Genomic DNA, 22,384 nt, shown 5'->3' on the forward strand with positions numbered 1-22,384 from the left:
CAGTTTGGTAAAAAGATTTTTTGTCAGCGACAAACGATTTTCACAAGTGTGACGTTTTACTCGCGATAGCGGTCGTTATCGGCAGCAGGCCAGGTGTCATAAGGTATTTGAACGAGGCGCCTGCTGTTTATGTGTAACTAAAAGAAAGGAGGTACCATGTCTAGTCCCAAGCACATTTTATCGAAAAAACGTACACTAACAATTTTCACAGGTGTGAAGATTTGAAGGGTTGGTATTACCTCGTGAGATTTTAGTTACGGATAAAATTTGAATGAGGATTCTATAAATATCCGGCACGTTTCTGCCGGATATTTTTTTACATTTCTTCGTACGTTCTGTATTTTCAGGAATGGAAAAACAGGATCGTTTCCAATGGGCCGCAGAGATCATGGACATAAAGCCAGACGATCACATCCTGGAAGTTGGCTGTGGTGCAGGTGTAGCTGTAACCATTCTGGCAGCATCGTTAACGAAGGGTACGATCACGGCTATCGATCAATCTGAATCGATGATCAAAAAAGCGTCCGCGCGTAATGCGGCACTGGTGGCAACAGGTAAAGCTATATTTATACCTGTGTCATTGGTTGACATCCCGGCAAAAAAGCAATACACAAAAATATTCGCATTCAACGTTAGTGTGTTCTGGAAAGATGCTTCCAGGGAACTGACGGTTATTAAAAAACTGCTCGCTCCGCAGGGGAAATTATACATCTTTCATCAGCCACCTCCCGGCACAACCATGGCTTTTAACAAAACCATTGCGGCTAAAGTAACAGAGACTTTGGAGAAAGAGAATTTTACCGTGCGGGATGTTGTGCATAAAAAAATGTCTCCCGCACCGGTTGTTAGTATCACAGCCGTTATATAAAATCATGTATATATTCGCTCCAATTACGCTTGCATGATTGAAACCATCGTTACAGCCGTACTGGCTTTTGCATCTACAAACATAGATGATCTGTTTATACTCATGTTGTTGTTTACCGCTACCTCACAATCATTCCGGCCATCCAATATACTCGCAGGTCAATACCTCGGTATTGCCACCCTTATCGCTATTAGTCTTATTGGTTCATTGATCGGCATCGTTATACCCAAAGTATATATAGGTTTGCTGGGATTCTTTCCCATATACCTGGGCATCCGGAAATTATTCGACAAAAATGAAAATGACAATGATTCACCTGTCATAACACCGGGCAAGAGGTATTTACTTTCATCGGTTATCAGTCCTGCAACACTAAGTGTAGCATCGATTACAATAGCGAACGGAGCCGATAACATCGGCATCTATATACCCTTGTTTGTAAACCTGTCTGTTACAAACCTCATCCTTACAATCGGCATCTTCCTGACAATGGTTTTTGTGTGGGTAAAGGTTGCCGAATATCTTATTCAACATCCGCGATTAAAAGATACCCTTGCCCGTTATAATCACGTGCTGTTTCCGTGTATACTGATCGTGCTGGGTATTTACATCCTGATTGAAAGCGGAACCTATACTTTCGTCTTTCACCAATAACAACTGCACGTATATACTTCATACGGCAGTTGCTACCGGGAACATCTCAACCTATATAATAAGTTTTGCAACACCACCGTCTACGCGCAATGCGCTGCCGTTGGTTCCTGATGAAAGCGGACTCGCGACATACGTTACGAGGTTGGCTACCTCCTGCACGGATGCAAACCGCTGGAGTAATGAAGTAGGCCGCGCTGTCTTAAAGAAATTTTGTTCTGCCTCCTGTGGCGTAACTTTCTGCGTAGAAGCCAGCTGTTTTACAAACTCTTCTACACCTTCTGATTTGGTAGGACCCGGCAACACGGAGTTCACCGTAACACCTGTTCCCTTCGTAAGCTCAGCAAGACCACGGCTTACGGATAGCTGCGCAGTCTTCGTCATGCCATAGTGAATCATTTCTTCCGGGATATTTATAGCCGATTCACTCGATATAAAAATGATGCGGCCCCAGTTTTTCGCGATCATCTTCGGGAAGAAATGTCGCGACAGACGCACACCGCTCAGCACATTTACTTCGTAGAAACGAAGCCAGTCTTCGTCTGTAATTTCAACAAAGGGTTTAGGTTCAAATATACCTGCGTTGTTTACCAGTATATCAATATCCGGAAGTTTAGCGATCAGGTGTTTTATATCTTCTGCCTTGGCAAAATCTGCGGGCACCCCTGAAACGTTTGCTCCCGGTATAAGCTTTTTCAACTCTGCAACAGCAGCATCCACGCGTTGCTGCGAGCGACCATTTATAATTACGGTAGCACCTTCGGCAAGCATACTCTGCGCAATGGCAAAGCCTATACCTTGTGTCGAGCCACTGACAAAAGCTGTCTTGTTTTTTAATTGTAAATCCATGTATATCTATTTTTTAAAAAAGTTGTCCACTGCGTAAGCATTATACTGAAGGAACGAAAGTAATACAGCAAAAAACGCTGCATGTATAAATTGTGACGGCATGGCCTCCCAGTTCTCAACCATGGCCGAGCCAAAAATCAGTATTACCATAGTGAAACCTCCGGCTATGAGCGATGCTCTTGTAAATAAACCAATCACCAGTAACAAACCAATCACAAATTCAGCGATCGGTAAAATATAGCTGAACGGAGTAACCAGTGCCGATGGCAGCATTGATTTTTCGAATGAGCTAACCATCCAGTTACTAAATCCATTGAGCTTGGGCAGGCGCACCAAACCATGTCCTAACATACTGGCAGCCACGGCCAGTCTGATAATTAAAAACGAAGTTGTGTTCATGTATCAAGGGTTAATAAAATTCATGCACGCTGGCACGCAACCGGTATAGATTGACTTCCTGTCTATATATATACCCGCTCTCCCGGAGATCACTTCCATCTGCAACAGGTGTATACGGATCTTAGTTCTCTACCGCTACTTTTTTAACAACAAATTAAACTTTGTGTCGCGCTGGCAGCAGTACAAAATTGAAATTAACCGCGCGTTGAAAACTTGTAAAATCTTTGGAATGTCTTGTACATTTGTGGGATATGGAAATCCAGAATCTGTACGAACCTTTCGAGATCGAATTTCTCGAAATGAAGGAATGTCCTATCCATGCACACAAACATAATTTTTTTGAGCTCGTGTATATTGTAGAGGGCACGGGTGTGCAATGCATCAACAAGAATAGACTTCCTTATGCCCCGGAAAAATTGTTCCTGCTAATGCCACAAGATTGCCATGCATTTGAAGTAAAAACTGTTACCAAATTCTTCTTCATCCGATTCAATGATATTTATCTGAAAACGCAAAGTAAAGAGTGGATCCAAAAACTGGAATTCATTTTTCAGAACAATACGCATTTACCAGGTTGCATTATCAAGAATAAAACCGACAAGCCTCTTGTAAAGGCGATGATAGATGCATTGATACGCGAGCACATTAATCAGCAATATTATCACCGCGAAGTTGTAAAACAGATCGTGAACACACTCCTTACGATCGTGGCCCGAAATATATCGATGCATATCCCTTTGAAGGAAAATGTCAAGACCAACACTTCATTGGACATAATCAACTACATTCACCAGAATATATACTCTGCTGACAAGCTGAAGGCTGAGCAGATCGCACAACGCTTTCACATTTCACCAACCTATATCAGCGAATATTTCAAGAAACTGACGGGTGAAAATTTGCAACAGTATATTATCGATTACAAGCTTAAATTGATTGAGACGCGGTTGCGCTACAGCGATCTTCGTATGAATGAAATTGCTTTTGAGTTTGGCTTTACAGATGAAAGTCACCTGACGCGAACATTCAAGAAACACAAAGGCGTGAGTCCTTCCGAATTTCGCAAACATGTTAACAGTAAAAAACGAAACTCCGTTGCTGCATGAAAACGGAGTCTACAGCCAGGCAAGACATACGCGAAGCACACCACGGTTATGAGTCGGGTAAATTTGGTTTCTGGAATTTATTAACCTGCTTGGCATCAAAATGAAGTGGATTACGCGCGAACGACCCAAGATAGACCGTATAGCCTGTCCGTGGCTTATTAAACGCTTTATTGATCAGGAGGCAGAAATCATTTATGTTCCATTCGATCAGGTGAAAACAAAAGCACACGAGCTGAACGCTACTCCTTTTGATATACCCGATGTGGAATATACACACTATGGCGATGAATGTACGTTTGATTACTTCATCCGGAAGCATGACTTGAAAGATGCTGCATTACAAACATTAGCTGTTATTGTGCGGGGTGCAGATACAGATCGTCACGATATAGCCAGCCAGGCATCCGGGCTTTGGGCTATATCTGCCGGATTATCACATAACATCACCAGCGACCAGGAACTGCTGCGACAAGGCCTGGTTATCTACGATGCCCTGTATACCTGGGCCAAACACCTGCAACACGAAAAGCATACGCAGAATCCAATCGAAAATTTACTCCTGGATGTGTACCACAGATTCATCCAGCAAAAATCTTCATCACGAAAAATACCTTCGTGGGCAAAAGAGTTAAAGGAAATTATACAGGACCAGATTGACACCAACCTCAGCCTTAATCTCAAGGAGTTGTCTCAAAGTCTCAACGTTCATCCGGCTTATTTATCGCGCGAGTTCTCCAAATATTTCGATGATCTTTCGTTTGGAGAGTATATCCGGAAACTGCGGATTGAAAAGGCCATGCAACTACTGGAAGACCCGAAGTATTCGCTGGCAGAAATAGCGTACCTCACGGGCTTCTCTGATCAGAGTCACTTCAATCGCATCTTTAAAAAACACACCGGTAAAAATCCTTCTGAATACCGGAAAAGTTTTTCAAAAAAGTAAAAAGGATACAAATAGTAAATTTCATTCTATATTATACTGTAGTGACTTCAGTAGCATTGCCGCCCTAAAGTCCCTTACATCGTATGAACTTATTACGCTATGCATTTTTACTGATTGTATTCATTGTTACCTCAACGACCTGTTTTCCCCAAAGTGTCGAAAAGCATATACATGAACGCGAGCAATTATGGCTGGGCTATTTCAACCAGACACGTCTCACCAACAAGTTTGGTATATGGTTCGACATCCATTACAGGCAAACCGATAACTTTGTTGATCGGCCGTTTCAATTTTTAGTCCGCCCTGCCTTCATGTACTTTCTCCGCGACAATCTCCGATTGCAGGCAGGCTACGCATTTGTTGACCACTTCCCTGCGAAAGGGAAAGATACTACACGGCCGGAGCATCGCGCCTGGCAACAGATCTGGTGGAATCAGAAATATAGCGGGCTCACAACGCTTCAATGGCTCCGCCTCGAAGAGCGCTTTAATCGGAAAATTGAAAATGATGTTTTGCTGGACGACTATAACTTTAATTACCGGCTGCGCTATAACATGTCATTCTTCATTCCGCTAAAAGGAAAAGAGATCACAACGCGATCGCCTTTTGTAGCCGTGATGAACGAAGTGTTTATTAACTTCGGAGGCAAGATCGTGTACAACACGTTCGATCAGAATCGGTTCTTTGCAGGTGTGGGCTATCAGTTTACCTCGCACCTGAATGGCCAGCTTGGCTATATGAATGTATACCAGCAGGAAGCTTCGGGAAATAATTATCTGTCAACGCATGCTATCCGGCTCTTCATTTTTCATTCGCTGGATCTGCGTCCGAAAGACAAAGGATGATCAACAATACTATACAAGTTATGCTACCTCCATCCTATACATTACAGCATCTTGTTATATACTTTTTAAAGCTTGGTACCTGGGGCTTTGGCGGCCCGGTGGCACTGGTGGGATATATGCACCGCGATCTGGTTGAAAATAAAAAATGGATTGCTGACGATGACTATAAAGAAGGGTTAGCTCTCGCCCAACTTGCTCCCGGCCCGTTGGCGGCCCAGCTGGCTATATATACCGGCTATATACATTACCGGATTCTGGGGGCCACACTCGCAGGCATTGCATTTGTTATACCTTCTTTCCTCATGGTGCTTGGCATTGGCTATGCTTATGTGCATCTGGGAGGATTGCCGTGGATGCAAGCTATATTTTATGGTGTAGGCGCAGCAGTGATCGGCATCATTACCATTTCAAGCTATAAATTGGCTGTAAAAAGTATTGGTAAAGATTATTTACTCTGGGGAATATTCATCGTACTGGCAGTAACAACATTCATTACCGAAGAGGAAAACATCTGGTTAATTTTAGCAGCAGGTGTGGTGGTATGGTTTGTTAAAGTGCCTCCAGCGTTTTCAAGAAGTTCGTTACCTGCTATAGCACCCGTACTGGCTCAGGCCGCGCCAGTTGTTTCAGGCAATGCCAAACTTCTTCAGGTTGCATGGTTCTTTACCAAAGCCGGTGCATTTGTTTTCGGAAGTGGGCTGGCTATTGTTCCGTTTTTATATGGCGGTGTAGTAAAAGAGTATCAATGGCTGAATGAACAACAATTTGTAGATGCGGTTGCTGTAGCGATGATAACACCCGGTCCGGTTGTAATTACGGTTGGATTTATTGGCTACCTGGCTGCAGGTTTTCCTGGTGCATGCGTGGCGGCACTTGCCACATTTTTACCCTGCTACCTGTTTACAATTTTACCCGCGCCTTATTTCAAAAAATATGGCAAGCACCCTGCTATCAAAGCAATCGTAGATGGCATAACGGCAGCCGCTATAGGTGCTATAGCCGGTGCCGTCCTGGTGTTGGGCAAGCGAACATTAACAGACATTCCATCCATAATTATCATGGTAACGACTGCAATTGTTCTTTTCAAATTTAAAAAAATCCAAGAGCCCCTGGTTATTGCCGTAGCGGCTGGTGTTGGTGTACTCTTACGAATTATACTCTTATCAATATGAATCGAAAAGAATTTTTAAAGAACGCTGCCATTGTAGGCGGCACATCATTATTACCTGTCAACAGTGTTTTCTCTGCAGGATTACAACAGAGCGGCATGGACAAACTTGTTGATCAGGATGGCAACTTTGCCTTGCAACCACTGCCGTATGCAGAAACATTTCTGGAACCGGCTATGGATCAGGAAACGGTACATCTTCACTATACATTCCATCATGGTGATGCTGTGAAAGCTGCGAACAAAGATCTGCAGATGATTCGCAAGGCGCTGGATGAAAGCAATGTTGAAACAGTTGATTACTGGACCAGGAAATTATCCTATCACCTTTCATCGCATATACTGCATACTATTTTCTGGACAAACCTCACCAATCGTAAAAGTGATCCGAAAGGTGCGCTGTTAAAACAGATCGAAAAAGACTTCGGCAGTTTTGATAAGTTAAAATTGCTGATCGCCAAAACATCCAAAGGTGTTGATGGAAATGGTTGGGGTGTAGTAGGATATCACCCATCAACACAAAAGCTCACAGTGTTGCAGTGCGAGAATCATGAAAAACTGACACAATGGGGAGTTATACCCGTGCTGGTGATTGATGTTTGGGAGCACTCTTATTATTTGAAGTATAGAAACAGGCGCGCTGAATTTGTTGACAATCTGTTCAGCATCATAAACTGGGATAATGTTGCTGATCGCTTCAACATCGCTTCCCGGATTTAAAATATACCCATGCCTCCGGATATACCGCAAATAGAGACTGAATTTCCGGAGGCCAACCTATAAATATAGGTGTGATCACACTCAAAGTATTTTTTGTCCGCTTTATTACACAATACCTTATAAATCCGGTATCACCAGTATCAATTAATTACATTCTTCATCATTTTTAACGTTTTGCAGTAATTAACCTATACATACTTATACACCTGAGTATATATATTAAAATGTATCTGACGAGGTAAAAGAATAAATAAACGAACGACTATATATACCTATAGACTATTTTGGTATATTGTTCGATTACCAAAACCATTTACGTTATGAAAAAACTTTTACTACTGGCAGTCGTGTTACTGACTGCTACGTTGGGATTCTCCCAAAACGTCAAAAACTTCTGGACTAAATCTTCCGAACCTCCCGTTGATAAACAAATTTCTCAAGGGCGATCGAAGCCATCTTCTTACCAGATATTTACCCTGGATTTTTCAGGTCTGCAAAATGAAGTGAGTAAAGCACCTGTACGCGGTATACCTTCTGCCAAAGCCGAGTTGATCGTAAGCTTCCCTGATCCGAGTGGCAACATCGGTCGCTTTCGTGTAACCGAAGCTTCTGTGTTTCACCCCGACCTGGCCGCTAAATATCCGGGTATAAAATCGTATGCAGGCCAAGGCATTGATGACCCTACTGCTACAATCCGTTTCAGCGTATCAGATCAGCGCGGGTTCCACGGCATGGTGCTGTCGGATAGAGATCACACCTACTATATAGATCCCTTCTCGACCGATAAAAAAAGTTACTCGGTATATAGCCGCGAAAGCCTCACGGCACGTGAACTGGATTTCCAATGCCATACCGATGAAGGGTTTCGCGCAGAATCATCACGCAGTGCGGCCACAGCCCGCACAAACGACAAGCGTTTAAGAAAGTATAGACTGGCGCTGTCGTGTAACGCGGAGTACGGAAATTTATTTGCAGGCTCTACCGGCACCGATGCACAAAAGAAAGCCAATATACTCGCGCAGATGAACATCACGATGACTCGCGTAAATGGTATATATGAACGCGACCTGGCCATTACCATGGAGATTGTTGCCAACAACAACCTGATTATATACTATGGCAGTACATCAGCCGACCCATGGTCTGGTGAGTATAACACAAAAACACAACAAGTAATTGACGCTGCTATCGGCAATGCCAACTATGATATAGGCCACAACTTCAATACATCCGGTGGCGGTAATGCAGGTTGCATCGGTTGTGTTTGTACGACCGGCAGTAAAGGAAGCGGCTATACCGGAAGCTCGAATCCTACCGGTGATGCTTTTGATATCGACTATGTAGCACACGAAATGGGACACCAGTTCGGAGGCTATCACACGCAAAGTAACTCATCGTGCCGCAGCGGCAGTGGTACTACTGAAGTAGAGCCGGGTAGTGGCAGTACCATTATGGGTTATGCAGGGATATGTGCTGCCAACGTACAGAGCAACAGTGATGCATATTTTCATTATGTAAACATCCGCGACATATCAGCCAATGTACAAAGTGGCACAAGTTCAGGCTGTGCGCAGGTCGTAAACCTTACCAACAATCCGCCAACTGCCAATGCCGGCCTGGATTATACTATACCAAAATCAACTGCATTCGTTTTGAAAGGACAAGGCTCTGATCCGGACGGTGATGCGATTACCTATACCTGGGAACAGAACGATGCCGGCAATCCGAATTCAAATTCTGCACCAACGTCTACCCGCACCGTTGGACCTATGTTTCGTTCACGCGAAGGCACATCTTCACCCAACCGTTACTTTCCGCAGATCAGCGATGTAGTAGCCAACAACCTTACACCTACGTGGGAAGTTATACCTTCTGTAGCACGTACGTTAAACTTTGCATTAACGGTTCGCGATAATAAAGCGGGTGGCGGACAAACATCAGACGATCTGATGGTGGTAACGGTCAATGGCACGGCCGGGCCTTTCGTAGTAAGTGCTCCCAATACTGCTGTTACCTGGAGTGTAGGATCAAGTCAGACTGTTACGTGGAATGTTGCCAGCACAAACGTATCGCCTGTTAACTGTGCAAATGTAAATATACTTCTCTCAACCGATGGTGGATTTACGTATCCGATAACATTGTTAGCCAATACACCGAACGATGGCACACAAGCAATTACTGTTCCCAACAACGCAACCACCACAGCGCGTGTAAAAGTAGAGGCTGCCGATAATATATTCTATGATATTTCGAATGTAAACTTTACGATCTCCACCGGAGGTGCAACCTGTACAGCTACTGTACCAACAGGGCTTGCTGCTTCTGGTATAACTTCTAGCGGTGCTACCCTGAGCTGGAATGCCGTTACCAATGCGACTTATGATGTCCAGTATCGCGCTACCGGCACTACCACCTGGACAACCGTTGCTGTTAGTACCAACTCAACAACACTCAGCGGACTTACGGCTGCCACACAATATGAAGCACAGGTAAGAAGTAAATGTACCAGCACTACTTCTGCCTATAGCGCTTCTGCCAACTTTACTACTTCCACAACAACGCTCACCTATTGCACTTCGCGAGGTAACAATGTAGGCGATGAATATATAGGTCGTGTGCAGCTCGGTACTATTAATAACAACAGCGGTTCCAACGGAGGATATGGAAACTTCACGGCACAGTCTACCAACCTTACCGTGGGGGCATCCAACACAATTACCATAACACCAACGTGGACGGGTACAATCTATAGCGAAGGGTATGCTGTGTGGATTGACTATAACAAAGACGGAGATTTTGCGGATAGCGGAGAACGTGTGTATTCACGTACTGCTACCACCACCACTCCGATAAGCGGTGCATTTACCGTACCGACTACAGCTTCACTGGGCGCTACTCGCATGCGGGTTTCTATGAAATACAACGCAGTGCCTACCTACTGCGAAACGTTTACGTATGGCGAAGTGGAGGACTACACGGTAAATATTGTTTCGGGTACAGCCAAAGCAACCGAGCGTGGTGAAGTATCGGCATGGGCCAGTGGCGAACGCGTTGCATATCCGAATCCGGTTAAAGATTTCCTCACGCTTAAACTTGCCGAAGGTGTAACCGTACAATCATTGAAAGTATCTACCGTGAACGGAGCGACACTTCAGTTCACTCAAAAATATGAACAGCAACTGAACGTGTCTGATCTGCCGGCAGGCATGTATATACTTTCGGTACAAACGGACAAGGGCACGATTCGCGAAAAATTTGTGAAAGAGTAGCCGCTCTGTTCCTGTAACGTACTATAAATTTATCCCTGGCGTTACCTGTTGGTATCCTCAACAGCAGCACGCCGGGGATTTTTATTTGTGGCTCCTGATTTGATATATTAACACCATGACGAAATCAAAATACATATTGCTCCTTCTTTGCATGCTTGCCCTGGCTGAAGTACGATGCCAGTCACCGAATGCAGTGAAGCAAGTAGAGTATACCACGCTTACACGCGGCTATCAGAAGCACATTATTATTTCACCGGATAGTCTGACCATTACCGTTGAAGGTCGTGAAGAGAACAAATCAACCGCACGTGCCCTGTCAAAAGATGAGTGGCGTAGGTTGATGGATTGTTTGAAGAAAGTAAAACTCTCGGAGATACCTGAATTGAAATCGCCCACGATGAAACGAACGTATGATGGTGCCCGCCACTCCACGCTAACACTAATTACAAACGAAACAACTTCGGTAACGCATTCATTTGACAATGAAGATGCCAACGAAAAATTGTTACCGCTGATGAAGGCTATTCTAAAGATTGAAGGATTACCCGATGCCGAAAAATGAAGCACGGCATCACGTCACTTATCGTTTCAAACCATCGATGGTAGCAAATGAATTTTGCAGCATGTGAAATATCTTGGACAATGATTCTGTAAGGGCTTCTATCGTAATAGGTTTCTCGATAAAGTCGGTTGCTCCGTGATTCAGCGCATCAGCCAGGTATTGAGGATTTACCGTGGTGGAATACATAACAATAGGTACTTGTTTGATGCGATCTATTTTGCGCAACTCCTGAAGACACTGCTGGCCGTTCATCCGCGGCATATTCAGATCTATAAAAATGCAATGTGGTAAAAAGGACGTATCATTCTGAATTCTTGAGATAGCCTCAACACCATCATTGGCAAATTCCAGTCTTGTAGATGTGCCTATGCCCTGCAATGCCAGATCGAAAATCTCCTGGTCATCTGCATCGTCATCAACCAGAAAAAAACAAATTGTATTCCCCATAATCCCCCTTTCGCTCGAATTACGCACGGTGACGCAATATCGTATTATGTTTAAACAGACAACGGAATAAAAGTACCACCTCTCCTCTGAAAATATACTAATTAATAAGACACATTTACCATCGTAAGGTTTAAATATCTGTTATTTATTTAGCGGGTATAAGGAACTGTTTTTACAGCACGTGTCCTATATTAAATTTACCAATTCAAATATTATTTCTTTATAGTATATCCTAAATCTGCAAAAGAAAACAGGGCCTGACTACCTCCTTTAACACCTTTACGGAATGTATACATTCATCATTATCTTTCTTGCTGCCTGTCTTATTGTTTATTTTGGTATCGCATTTATCTTTTACAGGGCTATGATCGCAAATCGGAATGACGAAAAAACAGGCGGTGCAAAACCACAGGCTTCAAGAACGGCTCCACGTATGGAGCAATTGAGCGCCCGCGAAGCGGGCGTATACCATGTTCTGCCCGTGCAGGAAAATGGTATACTATATTCCCTAACGTCTGCACGCATGGACGGGAACGTAGGCGAAGTGCATCATGCTATAGCATCAGACACCAGTGGAAAGGAACTTTGGAAAACACAATTTTATTCGCGTGAATATATTCCACACCTGGAAACCGATGTACAGAATATCTTTATTGTAGATCTCTACATTAGCGGGCAGCATGTATGTATCAAACCGGAACACGGAAGTATGATCACCATCGACAAGCTAACCGGACAAATTATTACGCAGTAATCACTGACGCAGGCTATACTCTTACAACTCTACGGTAATTTTTACGGTCGGAACAGCTTACCATGCTGTTATATTTTAGTATCTAGGAGCCAGTTTAATCTAACCGTATTTACCTGTATGACCAGATTTTTGTGTCTTATTTTTGTCCTGGCAATTAACGCAGTTGCAGTTGCCCAAACCAAAGTAACCGTAGGCAAACCGTATGCTGTTATTGATGCCGATAGTAAACTCTATTTCACAGCGAATGGAGAAATTCTCACCGTAAAAATTCAACGTAAAGCTGTTTTTCTGCAGAAGATGAATGCAAAGGACCTTTCGTTCATTAAAATAAAAATGTACGATGACTTCCCGAAGGATTTTCAGGTTGAGCAGATTACCGAATTCAAAAACCGATATTACTTTTTCTATTCACTGTGGCAGGATGAACAGGAGCAGTTGTTCTGCAGAGAGATCGATTTTGCCGCAGGTTCGTTTAAAGGTACCGGCAAAAAAGTAATTACTGTTAATGAAAAGATAACCGGCACTATGGTGCGAGCCGGTATGTGGAGCATAGCAACTTCTGATAAATTTGATTTCTTCTTTTCGCATGATTCAAGCTCGCTGGTTGTTCAATATCGCCTCAAACCTGAAAAGCGAAACGACAGCAAAAACTATGATGTGATAGGCATGCACGTGTTTGATAAGGACCTGAAAGAAAAGTGGGCCAACAAAGTAAAAATGCCTTACACGGAAAAGAAGATGGACAACCTGAACTATTCCGTTGATTCAAAAGGAAATGTATATATCGTAACGCGTGTATTTAACGACAACACTACCGACCTGAAAAAACGTGGTGAAGAAGACGCAAACTATCACCTTGAAATTCTGAAAGCTGCTGCACCCGCAGGCACCATTACTTCTACCAAAATAGATATTGCCGATAAATTTGTTCAAAAAGTATGGCTATATGAAAGCGCTCAAGGCGCTATGATATGTGCCGGATTCTACAACAAAGGCAGAGAGATTAACAACGCAGATGGTATAATTCTGTTCAAGTTGAGTCAGGAAGGAAAAGTGTTTGACACAAATACGTATGAGATTCCGGTGGAAATATTAAATCAATATGCCAGCGGAAAAGAGAAGCGCAAGAACGAGCGCAAAGATGACGATGATCGCGCTGAATTTGAAAACCTGACGCTTGATCATGTTGTGATAGAAGACGATGGCAGCATTATATTAACCGGTGAACAAAGTTTTATAAGAACACACACCTCGTATTTGAACGGTCGCTCCAATACATACTATACCTATCATTGCAATGACATGCTGGTGGCAAAAATCGGAGCAACCGGTAAATTAGCCTGGATGAAGAAACTACCGAAACGCCAGGAAGGCGCCTCAGGATTTGGAGGAATGTCGTACCGGTATTTCATCAGTAAAGACTATCACTTCTTTATGTTCCTCGACAATGAGAAAAATAAAGAATTACCACTCACAGAAGTACCTGCCCGCCACGTAGATGGTGCCGGTGGGTTTCTCACAGCTTACCAGGTAGATGATAAAAGCGGAGAAGTTACAAAAGTATCGTTACTGGATACGCGTGATGTTAACGGCATGGAAGTATTTCAATTTGCACCTTATCGCATGATGGCCACGGATGTAAACACATTGGTATTCGAAGCCTATAAAAAGAAGAAAGAAGATATACTGGTAAAGATTGTTGTGACTAATTAACAAAAGCATCGGGTTACGGTTGTATAGGTTATTGTCCTATTGCCGTAACCCGATTTATACAGGAGTACAGATTAAGCAGCTTCTCTTTATATAGCTTTAATCACTTTAAAGGGGAACATCAGCACAGCGCCAACAAGTTTAAATACAATCTCCAGGCTGAATCCTAAAATCCTGAACGGCAACAGCAAGAGCCATACGATGGGCAAAATGAATATCATCGCGATGGCCAGCGGCCAGCACAGCACGAATAAGATACACCAGAGCAGGATTGCCAATATTGTCTTCATATATTAATATGTTTGTTTGATCACCTAATCAAACAGCCTACCAATTTTATATAGTCTGATTTTCAGGAGATTTCTCATTTGCTGGGCATGGTGTTATACACTTGCGTACAGTAGGGTGAACGATTGTGTACAGGGAGAGACGTTAATCGCTATCGGTCAATCGTTATTCGTAGGAAGTTCTCTAATGGAAAAGAATTTTTCTTTTCTCTCTGAGAAAATCCAATTGCACAAAGAAATCACAGAGGAGACGCGAAGTTGCACAAAGGTTTTGCGGCTACAACACGCTCTTATTATTTTAGATACAACACTATAGTTTTCTGATGAGTATCGATGATAAAATTTTCTTTGGAATTTAAATCAGGCAAGCAATCATTTAAGCAATTACCGCTTGCATATTTCTGAAGGGAGTAATTACCCAAATTCAAAATCAATATATACTCTTCCTGGCCATCGCGACCGGCAAAGACACGGGCGATAATTCGTTTGTTATCAATCACATATTTCTTAGACAACTCGTTATCAACAAAAGGCGCCAAAACTCCATCACACCCAAACCCTTTAACGTCAGCGTTATCTATACTATTAAAGACGTCACATAAATAGTATTCAAGATCTACGCAAAACTGTTGATTGAAAGACTCCTGATTCATATCCGCTATTTAGTCATATCTGAAATAAATTTGACGCGATCGGCCACTTAAAGTGTCGTTTTCATACCCCCTCTATTCCAAAAGATACCAGCATCTTTGTATCAATAGATGTCACCGAAAAAATTAGTCTTATGAAAAACTCCATTATAAAAAAATATTGGATTGTGCTTATCACAGGTTGTTTGCTATTAGCAGATCCAGTTTGCTTCGCGCAATTTAAAGTTGCTCCCAAACCGAATACGTTAAAGTCAAGCGGTTACGCACCGGTTAATGGTTTGAAGATGTATTACGAAATACACGGACAAGGCAAACCGCTGGTGCTATTACATGGCAGCTATATGACCATTGATCTGAACTATAACGCTATTATACCTGCACTTGCAAAATCGCATCAGGTTATTGCGCTCGAAATGCAAGGACATGGTCGCACGGCAGATATTAATCGTCCGTTTGGTTACGCCGCTTTTGCTGATGATGTTGCCGGGCTGCTTAAACATTTAAAGATTGATAGTGCTGATATACTCGGATATAGTCTTGGAGGAACCGTAGCATTACAGCTTGCTATACGTCACCCAAAAGTTGTGAACAAGCTTGTTATCATTTCATCCGTCTATAAACATGAAGGCTGGATCAAAGCGGCACGTGATCTCTTTAGCACGATGAAGCCGGAATTCCTTGATGCAACTCCGTTAAAAACAGAATACGATCGTGTAGCTCCTGACAAAGCGCATTGGAGAACATTTGTAGAAAAGAACATTGTCTTCGACAATCAATCGTTCGATTTGGGGATAGAAAATATAAAAGCTATAAAATCACCTGCACTATTAATCTCAGGAGATAATGATGGTGTGGATTTTTACCACCTCACGGAAATGTACCAGGCTTTTGGCGGAGGCATTTTTGGAGACATGACTGGATTACCAAGGTCTCAACTGGCTATTCTTCCGGCAATGACTCACGTTACACTAATGATGCAGACCGATAAACTCGCGGCTATCATTATACCTTTTCTTGACGGAACACCATCGAAAGTAAGTATACATTAACAACCCTATAAACAAGTAAGAACATGAAAAACCTCGAGTACAACATTCAAATTGCTGCCAGCAAACAAAAGGTATGGGATACCATGCTGGCGCAAGACACGTACCGGCAATGGACTGATGTTAGCTGGCCGGGTTCCCGTTACGAAGGATCATGGGAAAAGAATAAAGATCTGAGATTTGTATCGGGCGAACAGGGAGGCGGGGGAACACTTGCTACACTGACCGAATTCAGACCACATGATTATCTTCTGGCAAAACATGTTGCTATTATCAATGGAGATGGTTCTGAAGATCGCACCAGTGATGCTGCCAAAGGATGGGTAGGCACTACCGAGAGCTATACCTTTGAGGAGCATAATGGAAAAACCAATCTGAAAGTAGAAATAAAGACTGCCCCCGAATGGGCCGACATGTTTGACGATGGCTGGCCGAAAGCGCTAGAGAAACTGAAAGAGATTTGCGAACAATAATCTATTTGCCCCGGTGCTATATATACCACTGGGGCTTTTTTATTCAAAGTCGTAAACAACTGTCTTAACGCCTTTGCTCGTCAGTACTTCGTTAATCAGCGGTTCAATCTGATCCCAGGTGCCACCGCCAGGCCGCAGCCGATACGTGGCATGTGCACCGTTGCGTACAATTGCTTTGCATATATACCTGCCTTTATCAACCCATCCTTTATGGCAGCGTATCGTACCGGAGGCTGTCCATCTTTATCTTTCTTAACATCGCGCTGGCCAATCAAATTGGCTACCCATATAGTGGGCTCTACCTGTACAAACTGCACTTCGCCCAGCGAGAAGTTTTTGCGCGAGGCAGCCCAGGCTCTGTATTCTTTTTCCGGTGCCTCCCATCGTTTTGAAATGGCCAGCACAAAACCACGTCCCCAGCCGCCAACGTCATTGCAGACGTGAACTATAATTTTATTGCCTTCGCCTATAGGAGCGGTGGCATCGCCTTTGGTATACTGTACTTCCATATCACAAATGTATGCTTGCACGTAAAGGAATGTAAAAAGATTCGAAGTACGTACCACGGAAAACGACTATTTCAACACAACGTCTACACCTTTGCGCAGCGTGTTATGAATCTCCGCAACGCGGTCAGTATGCGCAATCAGTTCATCGATAACTTCACGAGACGCTTCAGCCGTTACATCTACCGTATACTGAAATGCGGAGCCTGGTTCTCCCTCACGACCAAATGTTGCGGTACATTGAACGGTTACTCCGGATACAGATATACCGCGCTTGTTCGCCTCTCGGTAAAGGTCGTTGCAAAAGCAGGTAGCAAGTGCCAGCAGTAAAAGTTCTCCCCCATTTACTGATGAACCATAGCCGGAAGGCTTCGGTGCAATAGATATAGACTGAGCCGCTCCGTTTGTACTAACAACAACATTATGCTCATTTAACTTGCTGGTAACTGCAGCAGAGAGTTCCATACAGATTTGGTGATTTTTCAAATCAAGTTATCAATAACCGCTTGCAGTTCAAGCACTATACATTTGCGATGCTTATCGCATTATCATGTGATACAACGGGGTGGCCACTGCTCACAATTCCGCAAGGCTGGTAATCTGCCGTTTAAAATAGTAAGTTTATCGCGTTAAGGCCTGCCGATTTTAAAGAACAGTAGATAAACAGAGTATTGACCTTGTAACGGGTATTAAATATATAGCAGCCTATAGCGATGCGAATAGATTCGATAATTCTACAAACTAAATTACAGAATGAGTAATCCAACAGCCGCAACCTGCATTCGGTTGCATTTTAACCGGCAGTTTATGATGGCATACTTTTTTTAGACTATAGCCGACTATATAAGAAACGCAAACGTGGCCTTTTATATAGTATAACCATTTCATATGTCTGCTGGAAGATTCATTCAAACGAACACCACTAACAGTATTTCAGAAGCAAAACTGAAACACATGTCAATAAAAATAACCAATCAACATTTGTCAGTTAATTTCTTAAATAGAATTAACGGCATGTGATTCGGAAACTCATATTCGTGTTTAGGTAACGGTTAAGAATATTTTCGAGGGAGAAAGGTATAAAAGATTACGTGCTGCACGTGGTTTTAACAATGCTATTATGCCTTTTTGTATCCTGTCCGATCATCCGTAATATAGCTGATGCTATTGCAGGTTGATCGTCTTGTATAGATATTGCTGGTTTGTCACCAGTTGTATATAGTTTGCTTTAATAAATACCTCCCCGTGGCTGGGGAGGTATATTCAAAAGTATATGTACATGACATTGTATATATTAAAATCATCTTCCAAAATCAAAGGCTTTTTTGCGCGCAGAGGCCGCTGATTTCCGCAGAGAAATTGCAGAATATTTCTCTTCCCTGATAGTTATCTGCGGCTTCCAGGAGATTTACTATAATAAGATTCATCAAACGCGAATTCCGATTTCTTTTGTTCCTTACAGTAATTTACGATAATGGGTACTTCACGTATATTTTGAGCAGGAATCACCAGGTAACGGCAATCATCATTATTGAATATAGCTATACCTTTCTTTTATCGATAGTATGTATAGTCATTTTTTGGTCTTTGACAGAGGTATGCCTCCATTGTTCTCCTTTAATAAGAAAACGGTGTCAGAAGCATGAGCCAATACATGTATCCTTGTTACTATACAAATGAATACGAAGACACTATATTTAATCCTAGGTTAGAGCAAAAGCAAAAAATGAATCGATGCAAGCATCACTGCTTCCTGTTCAGAATGCGAAACACACCGTAAAGAATAAGGAATATACCTCCGACAATTTTTATAGAGGTTGGAATCAACGTCTTTGAGTCAGACATGCTGTAAGCAGCTAACAAAATCACCAAACCACCCAGAACAAAACCCTTTTCACCAATAGATCTCATGTTTACTGTTACTATATCTTGTGGCTAAATTAGTTATTTATAAACTTTATATAGTCATTAAAGCTGGTGACATTGATTTTCGATGTAGTGGGCGGCATCATCGTCCATACCCAGTTGTAGTGATCGATCAGCTGCTCGGCCCGGAGGTGTGGCTTGTCATCGGTCGTGTGAGCATCCGAGATCACCGTTACATGATAATCTTTTACGATAGCGGATTTTATCGTAGCATCCACACAAAAATCTGTGGATATACCTGTTATGATCAGTTCATCAAGATCGGGACGATCGAGTTGCTCCTGTAGTTTGGTTTTATAGAATGAATCGTTCGCTGTTTTCGATATGAGCAAATCATCTTCACCTACCGATAACGCAGGCAGTATCTCAAACCCCTCTGTACCCGGCATACAAAATTCTTCATTCGAGCCATCGTGTTGAATGAATATAACCTGGTCGCCACGTTTACGGAGTATATCGGCAAGTAAATTGATTCGTTCGATCACGGCATCCAGATCAAACATCTGACTATCCGGACTAAACATTGCTATCTGCATGTCAATAATTAACAGAACCCGCATAAACGATAATCAGTTTTTTTTCAGAACTATACAAGCTAGCATTTCTTCAACACACCGGAATAAAATGGTTATACTTTATTTGTCTCAAAAGACCATTTATCAAAATACCTGAGAAAAATCTTAGCGATGTTGCGGGCGTCATCAATTCCACGATGATGGGTGCCTTCCAACGGTATACCCTCCAAGTGGAGGGCATTCTTCATTCCGATAGCACGCTGCAATTTCCGGATGCTGCCATGTTGTTGTTTGAGATTTACATGAGGCAATACCCAGTCGGTATCCATACTGAATAACTGGCAATCACTTTCGAATTGTTTTTTATCGTAGAGTCCCCATGAACAGAGTATATAATTCTCCGCACCATATCCGATCCAATCCTTGAATTCTTCGGCTACAGTGTTAAAATATTCTGCGTTGTTTACGTCTTCCTGCGTAATCGAAGTCAGGCTCATACAGAAATCGCTCAGTATAGGATATTTGAGCGGCTTTACAAATCTTTCGAATTCAGAAATAATTTGTTTCTGATCATTAATCTTTACAGCACCTATTTCAATAATTTCATTTTGTCCTACATCTACTCCTTCCCAACAAGTAGCTTCCAAATCAAACACTATATAATTCATACAATTCTAAAACGGCAATTCATTTGCCTCACTATATATCTTTTTATTAGTCGTTACCACTCTTCGCGCCAGGCAGTCTGCCCTTGATCCATTTTATCTGGCCATTGTGGTTAGACTCATGCTCACATACGTGAAACCACTTGCAATAGTTATTGGTTGGCCCCCAGTACCATGCTTCGTCTACGGCAAGCAGCCATTTGTCATCACGCTTTTTAAATTCGTTCATAGTATTCTCGCGAACTTCGTTTAGTGTGCTCAGGTAATAATCGAGATTATTACCTTTAATTGCTTTTCGGGCTTCGTCTCCTAAACTCATCGCTACATCAAAACGCTTCTTGTCCTGTTCCGGCCAGTCGCCCCATTTTTTACCATTAAAAGTATGGATCTGGTAGAACCGTTCCGTAGCCGCCAAGTGAAGCAGCATGGCACCTATTGAGTTGGATTTCTCATCGTGTATATAGTCCAGTTCTTCGGTTGTCATTTTTGCTACAGGACGAAGTATAGTGGTGCGCATCCAGGTCATCATAGAGAGTAATGTGCCTATATGTGGAGAAAATCCATCTCTGGGTCCTATAACATTTGGACGGTCATCCGCAATCGAAAATGTTGCCATCGAAACATCAGGCACTGAAGATAATCCAAAGGAAGCAGAACTAAATATAGCAGCAGATTTCATAAAATCTCTGCGGTCGAGTTGATGGAGGTTTTTCATAACATTTATTTTTAGTGGGTCGTTTTTTGGCTATTAGAAATTGGAAACAACAGCATCCTTTCGCAGATGTTCAGGCAGGTATATAGAGACTAAAATTTTAGAAAAAGGTTACAACACAACAGACAATTTACAAAAGAGCAGGTAAATTTTTAAAGGTTAATAGCAGATTCTTTCAGCAGGAAGTCGCAAATATTGGTTACACGCGTTGGACAATGGAAGTCTCAATGACTTGTTTCAACATCACCAACGTTACCTGCCAGTATAGTTCAACGTGACGGAATATACTTTCAGTCGGGAAATTAGTGATGGTTAACACCACCTCGGTATCATTGCCTGATTGATTCAACTTGAAATTGATGATCGAGTAATTATCAGGATGATCCGGCAATTGAGACAACGAACTGAGATAACTATACCGAAGCTCATTTTCAGGATCAACCTTTAACACAATGCCCCTGTTTTCAAATTCGATGTGATGACAACCTCGCATCGAGATGATAGAACCTTCCGTCCAATCAACCGAAACCTGGAGACCAATCTCGGGTTCTGCCATCCATCGTTTGATTAAATCAGGCTTGATCAGTGCTTTCCAAACAGCAGCGGCTTGTGCTTCTATGAAGATTTTCTTTTCAATCTTTTGAGTCATAAGAATACAGCATACAACTCTATGTGATAAAATATAGTTTACAAAATTTCAATTTTGCTTTCTATATAGTTCTCTGATTGTAATAATCTCGTCATCAGCAAACTCATCAAAGCCACAGCAATATTTACCTTCAACAAGTTTTACCTCCAGCATGAGGAAATCTTCCGAGAACGTCAGAATCTTATACTCCCAATCTTCATAACCTGAAGGTTCATCACGATCGAGTGTAAGCGTGCGACCAGATAGCTGCCATGTACCAATGTCGTATGCCCGATAAAAAATCTTGTCCTCTTTAAGATCGAGAAAGTTTGTTCCGTTATTTAAGAAGTCAACGTATTCGTTGGAGTTCACATCGTTTAGATAAACAGTTTCTCTACTCCAGAAGCCGATGATATCATTAGCATTCGGTTGCTGATCTGATTCGTTGTCACACGACAACACAAGACAGATTGCCAGGATAAAGAATAGATTTTTCATGAGAGGTGTTTTGGTAAGCCCGGGACCTTCTGCGATGAAGGTGTACTAATTTAGCAATTATAATCATAGCATTTCATTAATCTTTTGCCGGGGGATTAATCCACCGGCAAAAGATAGGAACAGACAAAATGAAGCATTCCATCAAGTATATAATATGTATATGTCCGATCTCTCTATCCTTCAAAGA

Annotated in this window: 25 protein-coding genes; 13 read left to right on the forward strand and 12 right to left on the reverse strand. The window is 42.4% G+C overall.

What is annotated here, in order from left to right:
- Positions 1-349 precede the first annotated feature (349 nt).
- Both ACFQ21_RS21980 and ACFQ21_RS21985 read left to right on the forward strand, forming a co-directional pair.
- On the forward strand, positions 350-868 hold the full coding sequence (locus ACFQ21_RS21980) for an SAM-dependent methyltransferase (protein WP_377582701.1): 519 nt from the start codon (positions 350-352) through the stop codon (positions 866-868).
- A gap of 33 nt (positions 869-901) precedes the next feature.
- Positions 902-1,522, forward strand: coding sequence for a cadmium resistance transporter (locus ACFQ21_RS21985; RefSeq protein ID WP_377582703.1), 621 nt, complete (start codon positions 902-904; stop codon positions 1,520-1,522).
- A gap of 51 nt (positions 1,523-1,573) precedes the next feature.
- Here the strand turns inward: ACFQ21_RS21985 and ACFQ21_RS21990 are convergent, their stop codons facing one another.
- Positions 1,574-2,368 carry an SDR family NAD(P)-dependent oxidoreductase gene (locus tag ACFQ21_RS21990; RefSeq protein ID WP_377582705.1) on the reverse strand — a complete coding sequence of 265 codons (795 nt, stop codon included), beginning with the start codon at positions 2,366-2,368 and terminating at the stop codon, positions 1,574-1,576.
- A gap of 6 nt (positions 2,369-2,374) precedes the next feature.
- Positions 2,375-2,767 (reverse strand): DoxX family protein, encoded by a 393-nt coding sequence (locus ACFQ21_RS21995; RefSeq protein WP_377582707.1) that lies wholly within the window; start codon positions 2,765-2,767, stop codon positions 2,375-2,377.
- A 251-nt stretch (positions 2,768-3,018) separates the two neighbouring features.
- On the opposite strand from ACFQ21_RS21995, the gene ACFQ21_RS22000 reads away from it, so the two are divergent.
- The 7 genes from ACFQ21_RS22000 (at position 3,019) to ACFQ21_RS22030 (ending at position 11,380) form a co-directional block, all read left to right on the forward strand.
- The gene (locus ACFQ21_RS22000; RefSeq protein WP_377582709.1) at positions 3,019-3,873 is read left to right on the forward strand and encodes an AraC family transcriptional regulator; all 855 of its coding nucleotides are present in this window, start codon (positions 3,019-3,021) and stop codon (positions 3,871-3,873) included.
- A gap of 100 nt (positions 3,874-3,973) precedes the next feature.
- Positions 3,974-4,816, forward strand: a complete 843-nt coding sequence (locus tag ACFQ21_RS22005) for a chromate resistance protein ChrB domain-containing protein (protein ID WP_377582711.1) — start codon at positions 3,974-3,976, stop codon at positions 4,814-4,816.
- An 83-nt stretch (positions 4,817-4,899) separates the two neighbouring features.
- Positions 4,900-5,661: a DUF2490 domain-containing protein gene (locus ACFQ21_RS22010; RefSeq protein ID WP_377582713.1), complete on the forward strand. Its 762-nt coding sequence runs from the start codon at positions 4,900-4,902 to the stop codon at positions 5,659-5,661.
- Positions 5,662-5,681: 20 nt separating this feature from the next.
- The gene (locus ACFQ21_RS22015; RefSeq protein ID WP_377582715.1) at positions 5,682-6,833 is read left to right on the forward strand and encodes a chromate transporter; all 1,152 of its coding nucleotides are present in this window, start codon (positions 5,682-5,684) and stop codon (positions 6,831-6,833) included.
- The gene (locus ACFQ21_RS22020) at positions 6,830-7,549 is read left to right on the forward strand and encodes a superoxide dismutase (protein ID WP_377582717.1); all 720 of its coding nucleotides are present in this window, start codon (positions 6,830-6,832) and stop codon (positions 7,547-7,549) included. Before ACFQ21_RS22015 ends, ACFQ21_RS22020 begins: the two co-directional genes overlap by 4 nt.
- A 320-nt stretch (positions 7,550-7,869) precedes the next feature.
- Complete coding sequence (locus ACFQ21_RS22025; RefSeq protein WP_377582719.1) at positions 7,870-10,818, forward strand: reprolysin-like metallopeptidase; 2,949 nt, start codon at positions 7,870-7,872, stop codon at positions 10,816-10,818.
- Positions 10,819-10,933: 115 nt separating this feature from the next.
- Positions 10,934-11,380, forward strand: a complete 447-nt coding sequence (locus ACFQ21_RS22030; protein WP_377582721.1) for a hypothetical protein — start codon at positions 10,934-10,936, stop codon at positions 11,378-11,380.
- An 18-nt stretch (positions 11,381-11,398) separates the two neighbouring features.
- Here ACFQ21_RS22030 and ACFQ21_RS22035 read toward each other — a convergent pair whose 3' ends face one another.
- Positions 11,399-11,827, reverse strand: a complete 429-nt coding sequence (locus ACFQ21_RS22035; protein WP_377582723.1) for a response regulator — start codon at positions 11,825-11,827, stop codon at positions 11,399-11,401.
- Positions 11,828-12,191: 364 nt separating this feature from the next.
- Between ACFQ21_RS22035 and ACFQ21_RS22040 the strand changes: the two genes are divergently transcribed.
- Together ACFQ21_RS22040 and ACFQ21_RS22045 are read left to right on the forward strand one after the other, a co-directional pair.
- Entirely contained in the window at positions 12,192-12,581 is a 390-nt protein-coding gene (locus ACFQ21_RS22040; RefSeq protein WP_377582725.1) for a hypothetical protein, read from the forward strand.
- A gap of 117 nt (positions 12,582-12,698) precedes the next feature.
- The gene (locus tag ACFQ21_RS22045) at positions 12,699-14,294 is read left to right on the forward strand and encodes a hypothetical protein (protein ID WP_377582727.1); all 1,596 of its coding nucleotides are present in this window, start codon (positions 12,699-12,701) and stop codon (positions 14,292-14,294) included.
- A gap of 86 nt (positions 14,295-14,380) precedes the next feature.
- On the opposite strand, the gene ACFQ21_RS22050 is transcribed toward ACFQ21_RS22045, so the two are convergent.
- Both ACFQ21_RS22050 and ACFQ21_RS22055 read right to left on the reverse strand, forming a co-directional pair.
- Entirely contained in the window at positions 14,381-14,581 is a 201-nt protein-coding gene (locus tag ACFQ21_RS22050; protein WP_377582729.1) for a hypothetical protein, read from the reverse strand.
- Positions 14,582-14,871: 290 nt separating this feature from the next.
- Positions 14,872-15,231, reverse strand: coding sequence for a hypothetical protein (locus tag ACFQ21_RS22055; RefSeq protein ID WP_377582731.1), 360 nt, complete (start codon positions 15,229-15,231; stop codon positions 14,872-14,874).
- A gap of 131 nt (positions 15,232-15,362) precedes the next feature.
- On the opposite strand from ACFQ21_RS22055, the gene ACFQ21_RS22060 reads away from it, so the two are divergent.
- Together ACFQ21_RS22060 and ACFQ21_RS22065 are read left to right on the forward strand one after the other, a co-directional pair.
- Positions 15,363-16,277 (forward strand): alpha/beta fold hydrolase, encoded by a 915-nt coding sequence (locus ACFQ21_RS22060; protein ID WP_377582733.1) that lies wholly within the window; start codon positions 15,363-15,365, stop codon positions 16,275-16,277.
- Between the two features lie 23 nt (positions 16,278-16,300).
- Complete coding sequence (locus ACFQ21_RS22065; protein ID WP_377582735.1) at positions 16,301-16,747, forward strand: SRPBCC family protein; 447 nt, start codon at positions 16,301-16,303, stop codon at positions 16,745-16,747.
- 95 nt (positions 16,748-16,842) lie between these two features.
- Here ACFQ21_RS22065 and ACFQ21_RS22070 read toward each other — a convergent pair whose 3' ends face one another.
- The 7 genes from ACFQ21_RS22070 to ACFQ21_RS22100 all read right to left on the reverse strand — a co-directional run bounded on the left by ACFQ21_RS22070 (position 16,843) and on the right by ACFQ21_RS22100 (position 22,197).
- Positions 16,843-17,256 (reverse strand): hypothetical protein, encoded by a 414-nt coding sequence (locus tag ACFQ21_RS22070; RefSeq protein ID WP_377582737.1) that lies wholly within the window; start codon positions 17,254-17,256, stop codon positions 16,843-16,845.
- A 66-nt stretch (positions 17,257-17,322) separates the two neighbouring features.
- Positions 17,323-17,718, reverse strand: a complete 396-nt coding sequence (locus ACFQ21_RS22075; protein WP_377582739.1) for an OsmC family protein — start codon at positions 17,716-17,718, stop codon at positions 17,323-17,325.
- 1,475 nt (positions 17,719-19,193) lie between these two features.
- On the reverse strand, positions 19,194-19,739 hold the full coding sequence (locus ACFQ21_RS22080; RefSeq protein ID WP_377582741.1) for a cysteine hydrolase family protein: 546 nt from the start codon (positions 19,737-19,739) through the stop codon (positions 19,194-19,196).
- Positions 19,740-19,807: 68 nt separating this feature from the next.
- The gene (locus ACFQ21_RS22085; RefSeq protein WP_377582743.1) at positions 19,808-20,362 is read right to left on the reverse strand and encodes an exonuclease domain-containing protein; all 555 of its coding nucleotides are present in this window, start codon (positions 20,360-20,362) and stop codon (positions 19,808-19,810) included.
- A 46-nt stretch (positions 20,363-20,408) separates the two neighbouring features.
- A complete protein-coding gene (locus tag ACFQ21_RS22090; protein WP_377582745.1) occupies positions 20,409-21,074 on the reverse strand; it encodes a DinB family protein in 666 nt (221 codons plus the stop codon).
- Positions 21,075-21,270: 196 nt separating this feature from the next.
- Positions 21,271-21,720 (reverse strand): SRPBCC family protein, encoded by a 450-nt coding sequence (locus tag ACFQ21_RS22095; RefSeq protein ID WP_377582747.1) that lies wholly within the window; start codon positions 21,718-21,720, stop codon positions 21,271-21,273.
- Positions 21,721-21,768: 48 nt separating this feature from the next.
- Entirely contained in the window at positions 21,769-22,197 is a 429-nt protein-coding gene (locus tag ACFQ21_RS22100) for a hypothetical protein (RefSeq protein ID WP_377582749.1), read from the reverse strand.
- Positions 22,198-22,384: the final 187 nt, after the last annotated feature.

The organism is Ohtaekwangia kribbensis, assembly GCF_042676245.1.
Classification (GTDB): domain Bacteria; phylum Bacteroidota; class Bacteroidia; order Cytophagales; family Cyclobacteriaceae; genus Ohtaekwangia; species Ohtaekwangia kribbensis.

Bases quoted from the DNA above. Each gene is read 5' to 3' on its own strand.
- ACFQ21_RS22055 (WP_377582731.1), bottom strand. From the start codon at position 15,231: ATGAATCAGGAGTCTTTCAATCAACAGTTTTGCGTAGATCTTGAATAC.
- ACFQ21_RS22015 (WP_377582715.1), top strand. From the start codon at position 5,682: ATGCTACCTCCATCCTATACATTACAGCATCTTGTTATATACTTTTTA.
- ACFQ21_RS22035 (WP_377582723.1), bottom strand. From the start codon at position 11,827: ATGGGGAATACAATTTGTTTTTTTCTGGTTGATGACGATGCAGATGAC.
- ACFQ21_RS21995 (WP_377582707.1), bottom strand. From the start codon at position 2,767: ATGAACACAACTTCGTTTTTAATTATCAGACTGGCCGTGGCTGCCAGT.
- ACFQ21_RS22005 (WP_377582711.1), top strand. From the start codon at position 3,974: ATGAAGTGGATTACGCGCGAACGACCCAAGATAGACCGTATAGCCTGT.
- ACFQ21_RS22030 (WP_377582721.1), top strand. From the start codon at position 10,934: ATGACGAAATCAAAATACATATTGCTCCTTCTTTGCATGCTTGCCCTG.
- ACFQ21_RS22060 (WP_377582733.1), top strand. From the start codon at position 15,363: ATGAAAAACTCCATTATAAAAAAATATTGGATTGTGCTTATCACAGGT.
- ACFQ21_RS22090 (WP_377582745.1), bottom strand. From the start codon at position 21,074: ATGAAAAACCTCCATCAACTCGACCGCAGAGATTTTATGAAATCTGCT.
- ACFQ21_RS21980 (WP_377582701.1), top strand. From the start codon at position 350: ATGGAAAAACAGGATCGTTTCCAATGGGCCGCAGAGATCATGGACATA.
- ACFQ21_RS22010 (WP_377582713.1), top strand. From the start codon at position 4,900: ATGAACTTATTACGCTATGCATTTTTACTGATTGTATTCATTGTTACC.
- ACFQ21_RS22085 (WP_377582743.1), bottom strand. From the start codon at position 20,362: ATGAATTATATAGTGTTTGATTTGGAAGCTACTTGTTGGGAAGGAGTA.
- ACFQ21_RS21985 (WP_377582703.1), top strand. From the start codon at position 902: ATGATTGAAACCATCGTTACAGCCGTACTGGCTTTTGCATCTACAAAC.
- ACFQ21_RS22025 (WP_377582719.1), top strand. From the start codon at position 7,870: ATGAAAAAACTTTTACTACTGGCAGTCGTGTTACTGACTGCTACGTTG.
- ACFQ21_RS22080 (WP_377582741.1), bottom strand. From the start codon at position 19,739: ATGCGGGTTCTGTTAATTATTGACATGCAGATAGCAATGTTTAGTCCG.
- ACFQ21_RS22065 (WP_377582735.1), top strand. From the start codon at position 16,301: ATGAAAAACCTCGAGTACAACATTCAAATTGCTGCCAGCAAACAAAAG.
- ACFQ21_RS22100 (WP_377582749.1), bottom strand. From the start codon at position 22,197: ATGAAAAATCTATTCTTTATCCTGGCAATCTGTCTTGTGTTGTCGTGT.
- ACFQ21_RS22070 (WP_377582737.1), bottom strand. From the start codon at position 17,256: ATGGAAGTACAGTATACCAAAGGCGATGCCACCGCTCCTATAGGCGAA.
- ACFQ21_RS22045 (WP_377582727.1), top strand. From the start codon at position 12,699: ATGACCAGATTTTTGTGTCTTATTTTTGTCCTGGCAATTAACGCAGTT.
- ACFQ21_RS22000 (WP_377582709.1), top strand. From the start codon at position 3,019: ATGGAAATCCAGAATCTGTACGAACCTTTCGAGATCGAATTTCTCGAA.
- ACFQ21_RS22020 (WP_377582717.1), top strand. From the start codon at position 6,830: ATGAATCGAAAAGAATTTTTAAAGAACGCTGCCATTGTAGGCGGCACA.
- ACFQ21_RS22075 (WP_377582739.1), bottom strand. From the start codon at position 17,718: ATGGAACTCTCTGCTGCAGTTACCAGCAAGTTAAATGAGCATAATGTT.
- ACFQ21_RS22040 (WP_377582725.1), top strand. From the start codon at position 12,192: ATGATCGCAAATCGGAATGACGAAAAAACAGGCGGTGCAAAACCACAG.
- ACFQ21_RS22095 (WP_377582747.1), bottom strand. From the start codon at position 21,720: ATGACTCAAAAGATTGAAAAGAAAATCTTCATAGAAGCACAAGCCGCT.
- ACFQ21_RS21990 (WP_377582705.1), bottom strand. From the start codon at position 2,368: ATGGATTTACAATTAAAAAACAAGACAGCTTTTGTCAGTGGCTCGACA.
- ACFQ21_RS22050 (WP_377582729.1), bottom strand. From the start codon at position 14,581: ATGAAGACAATATTGGCAATCCTGCTCTGGTGTATCTTATTCGTGCTG.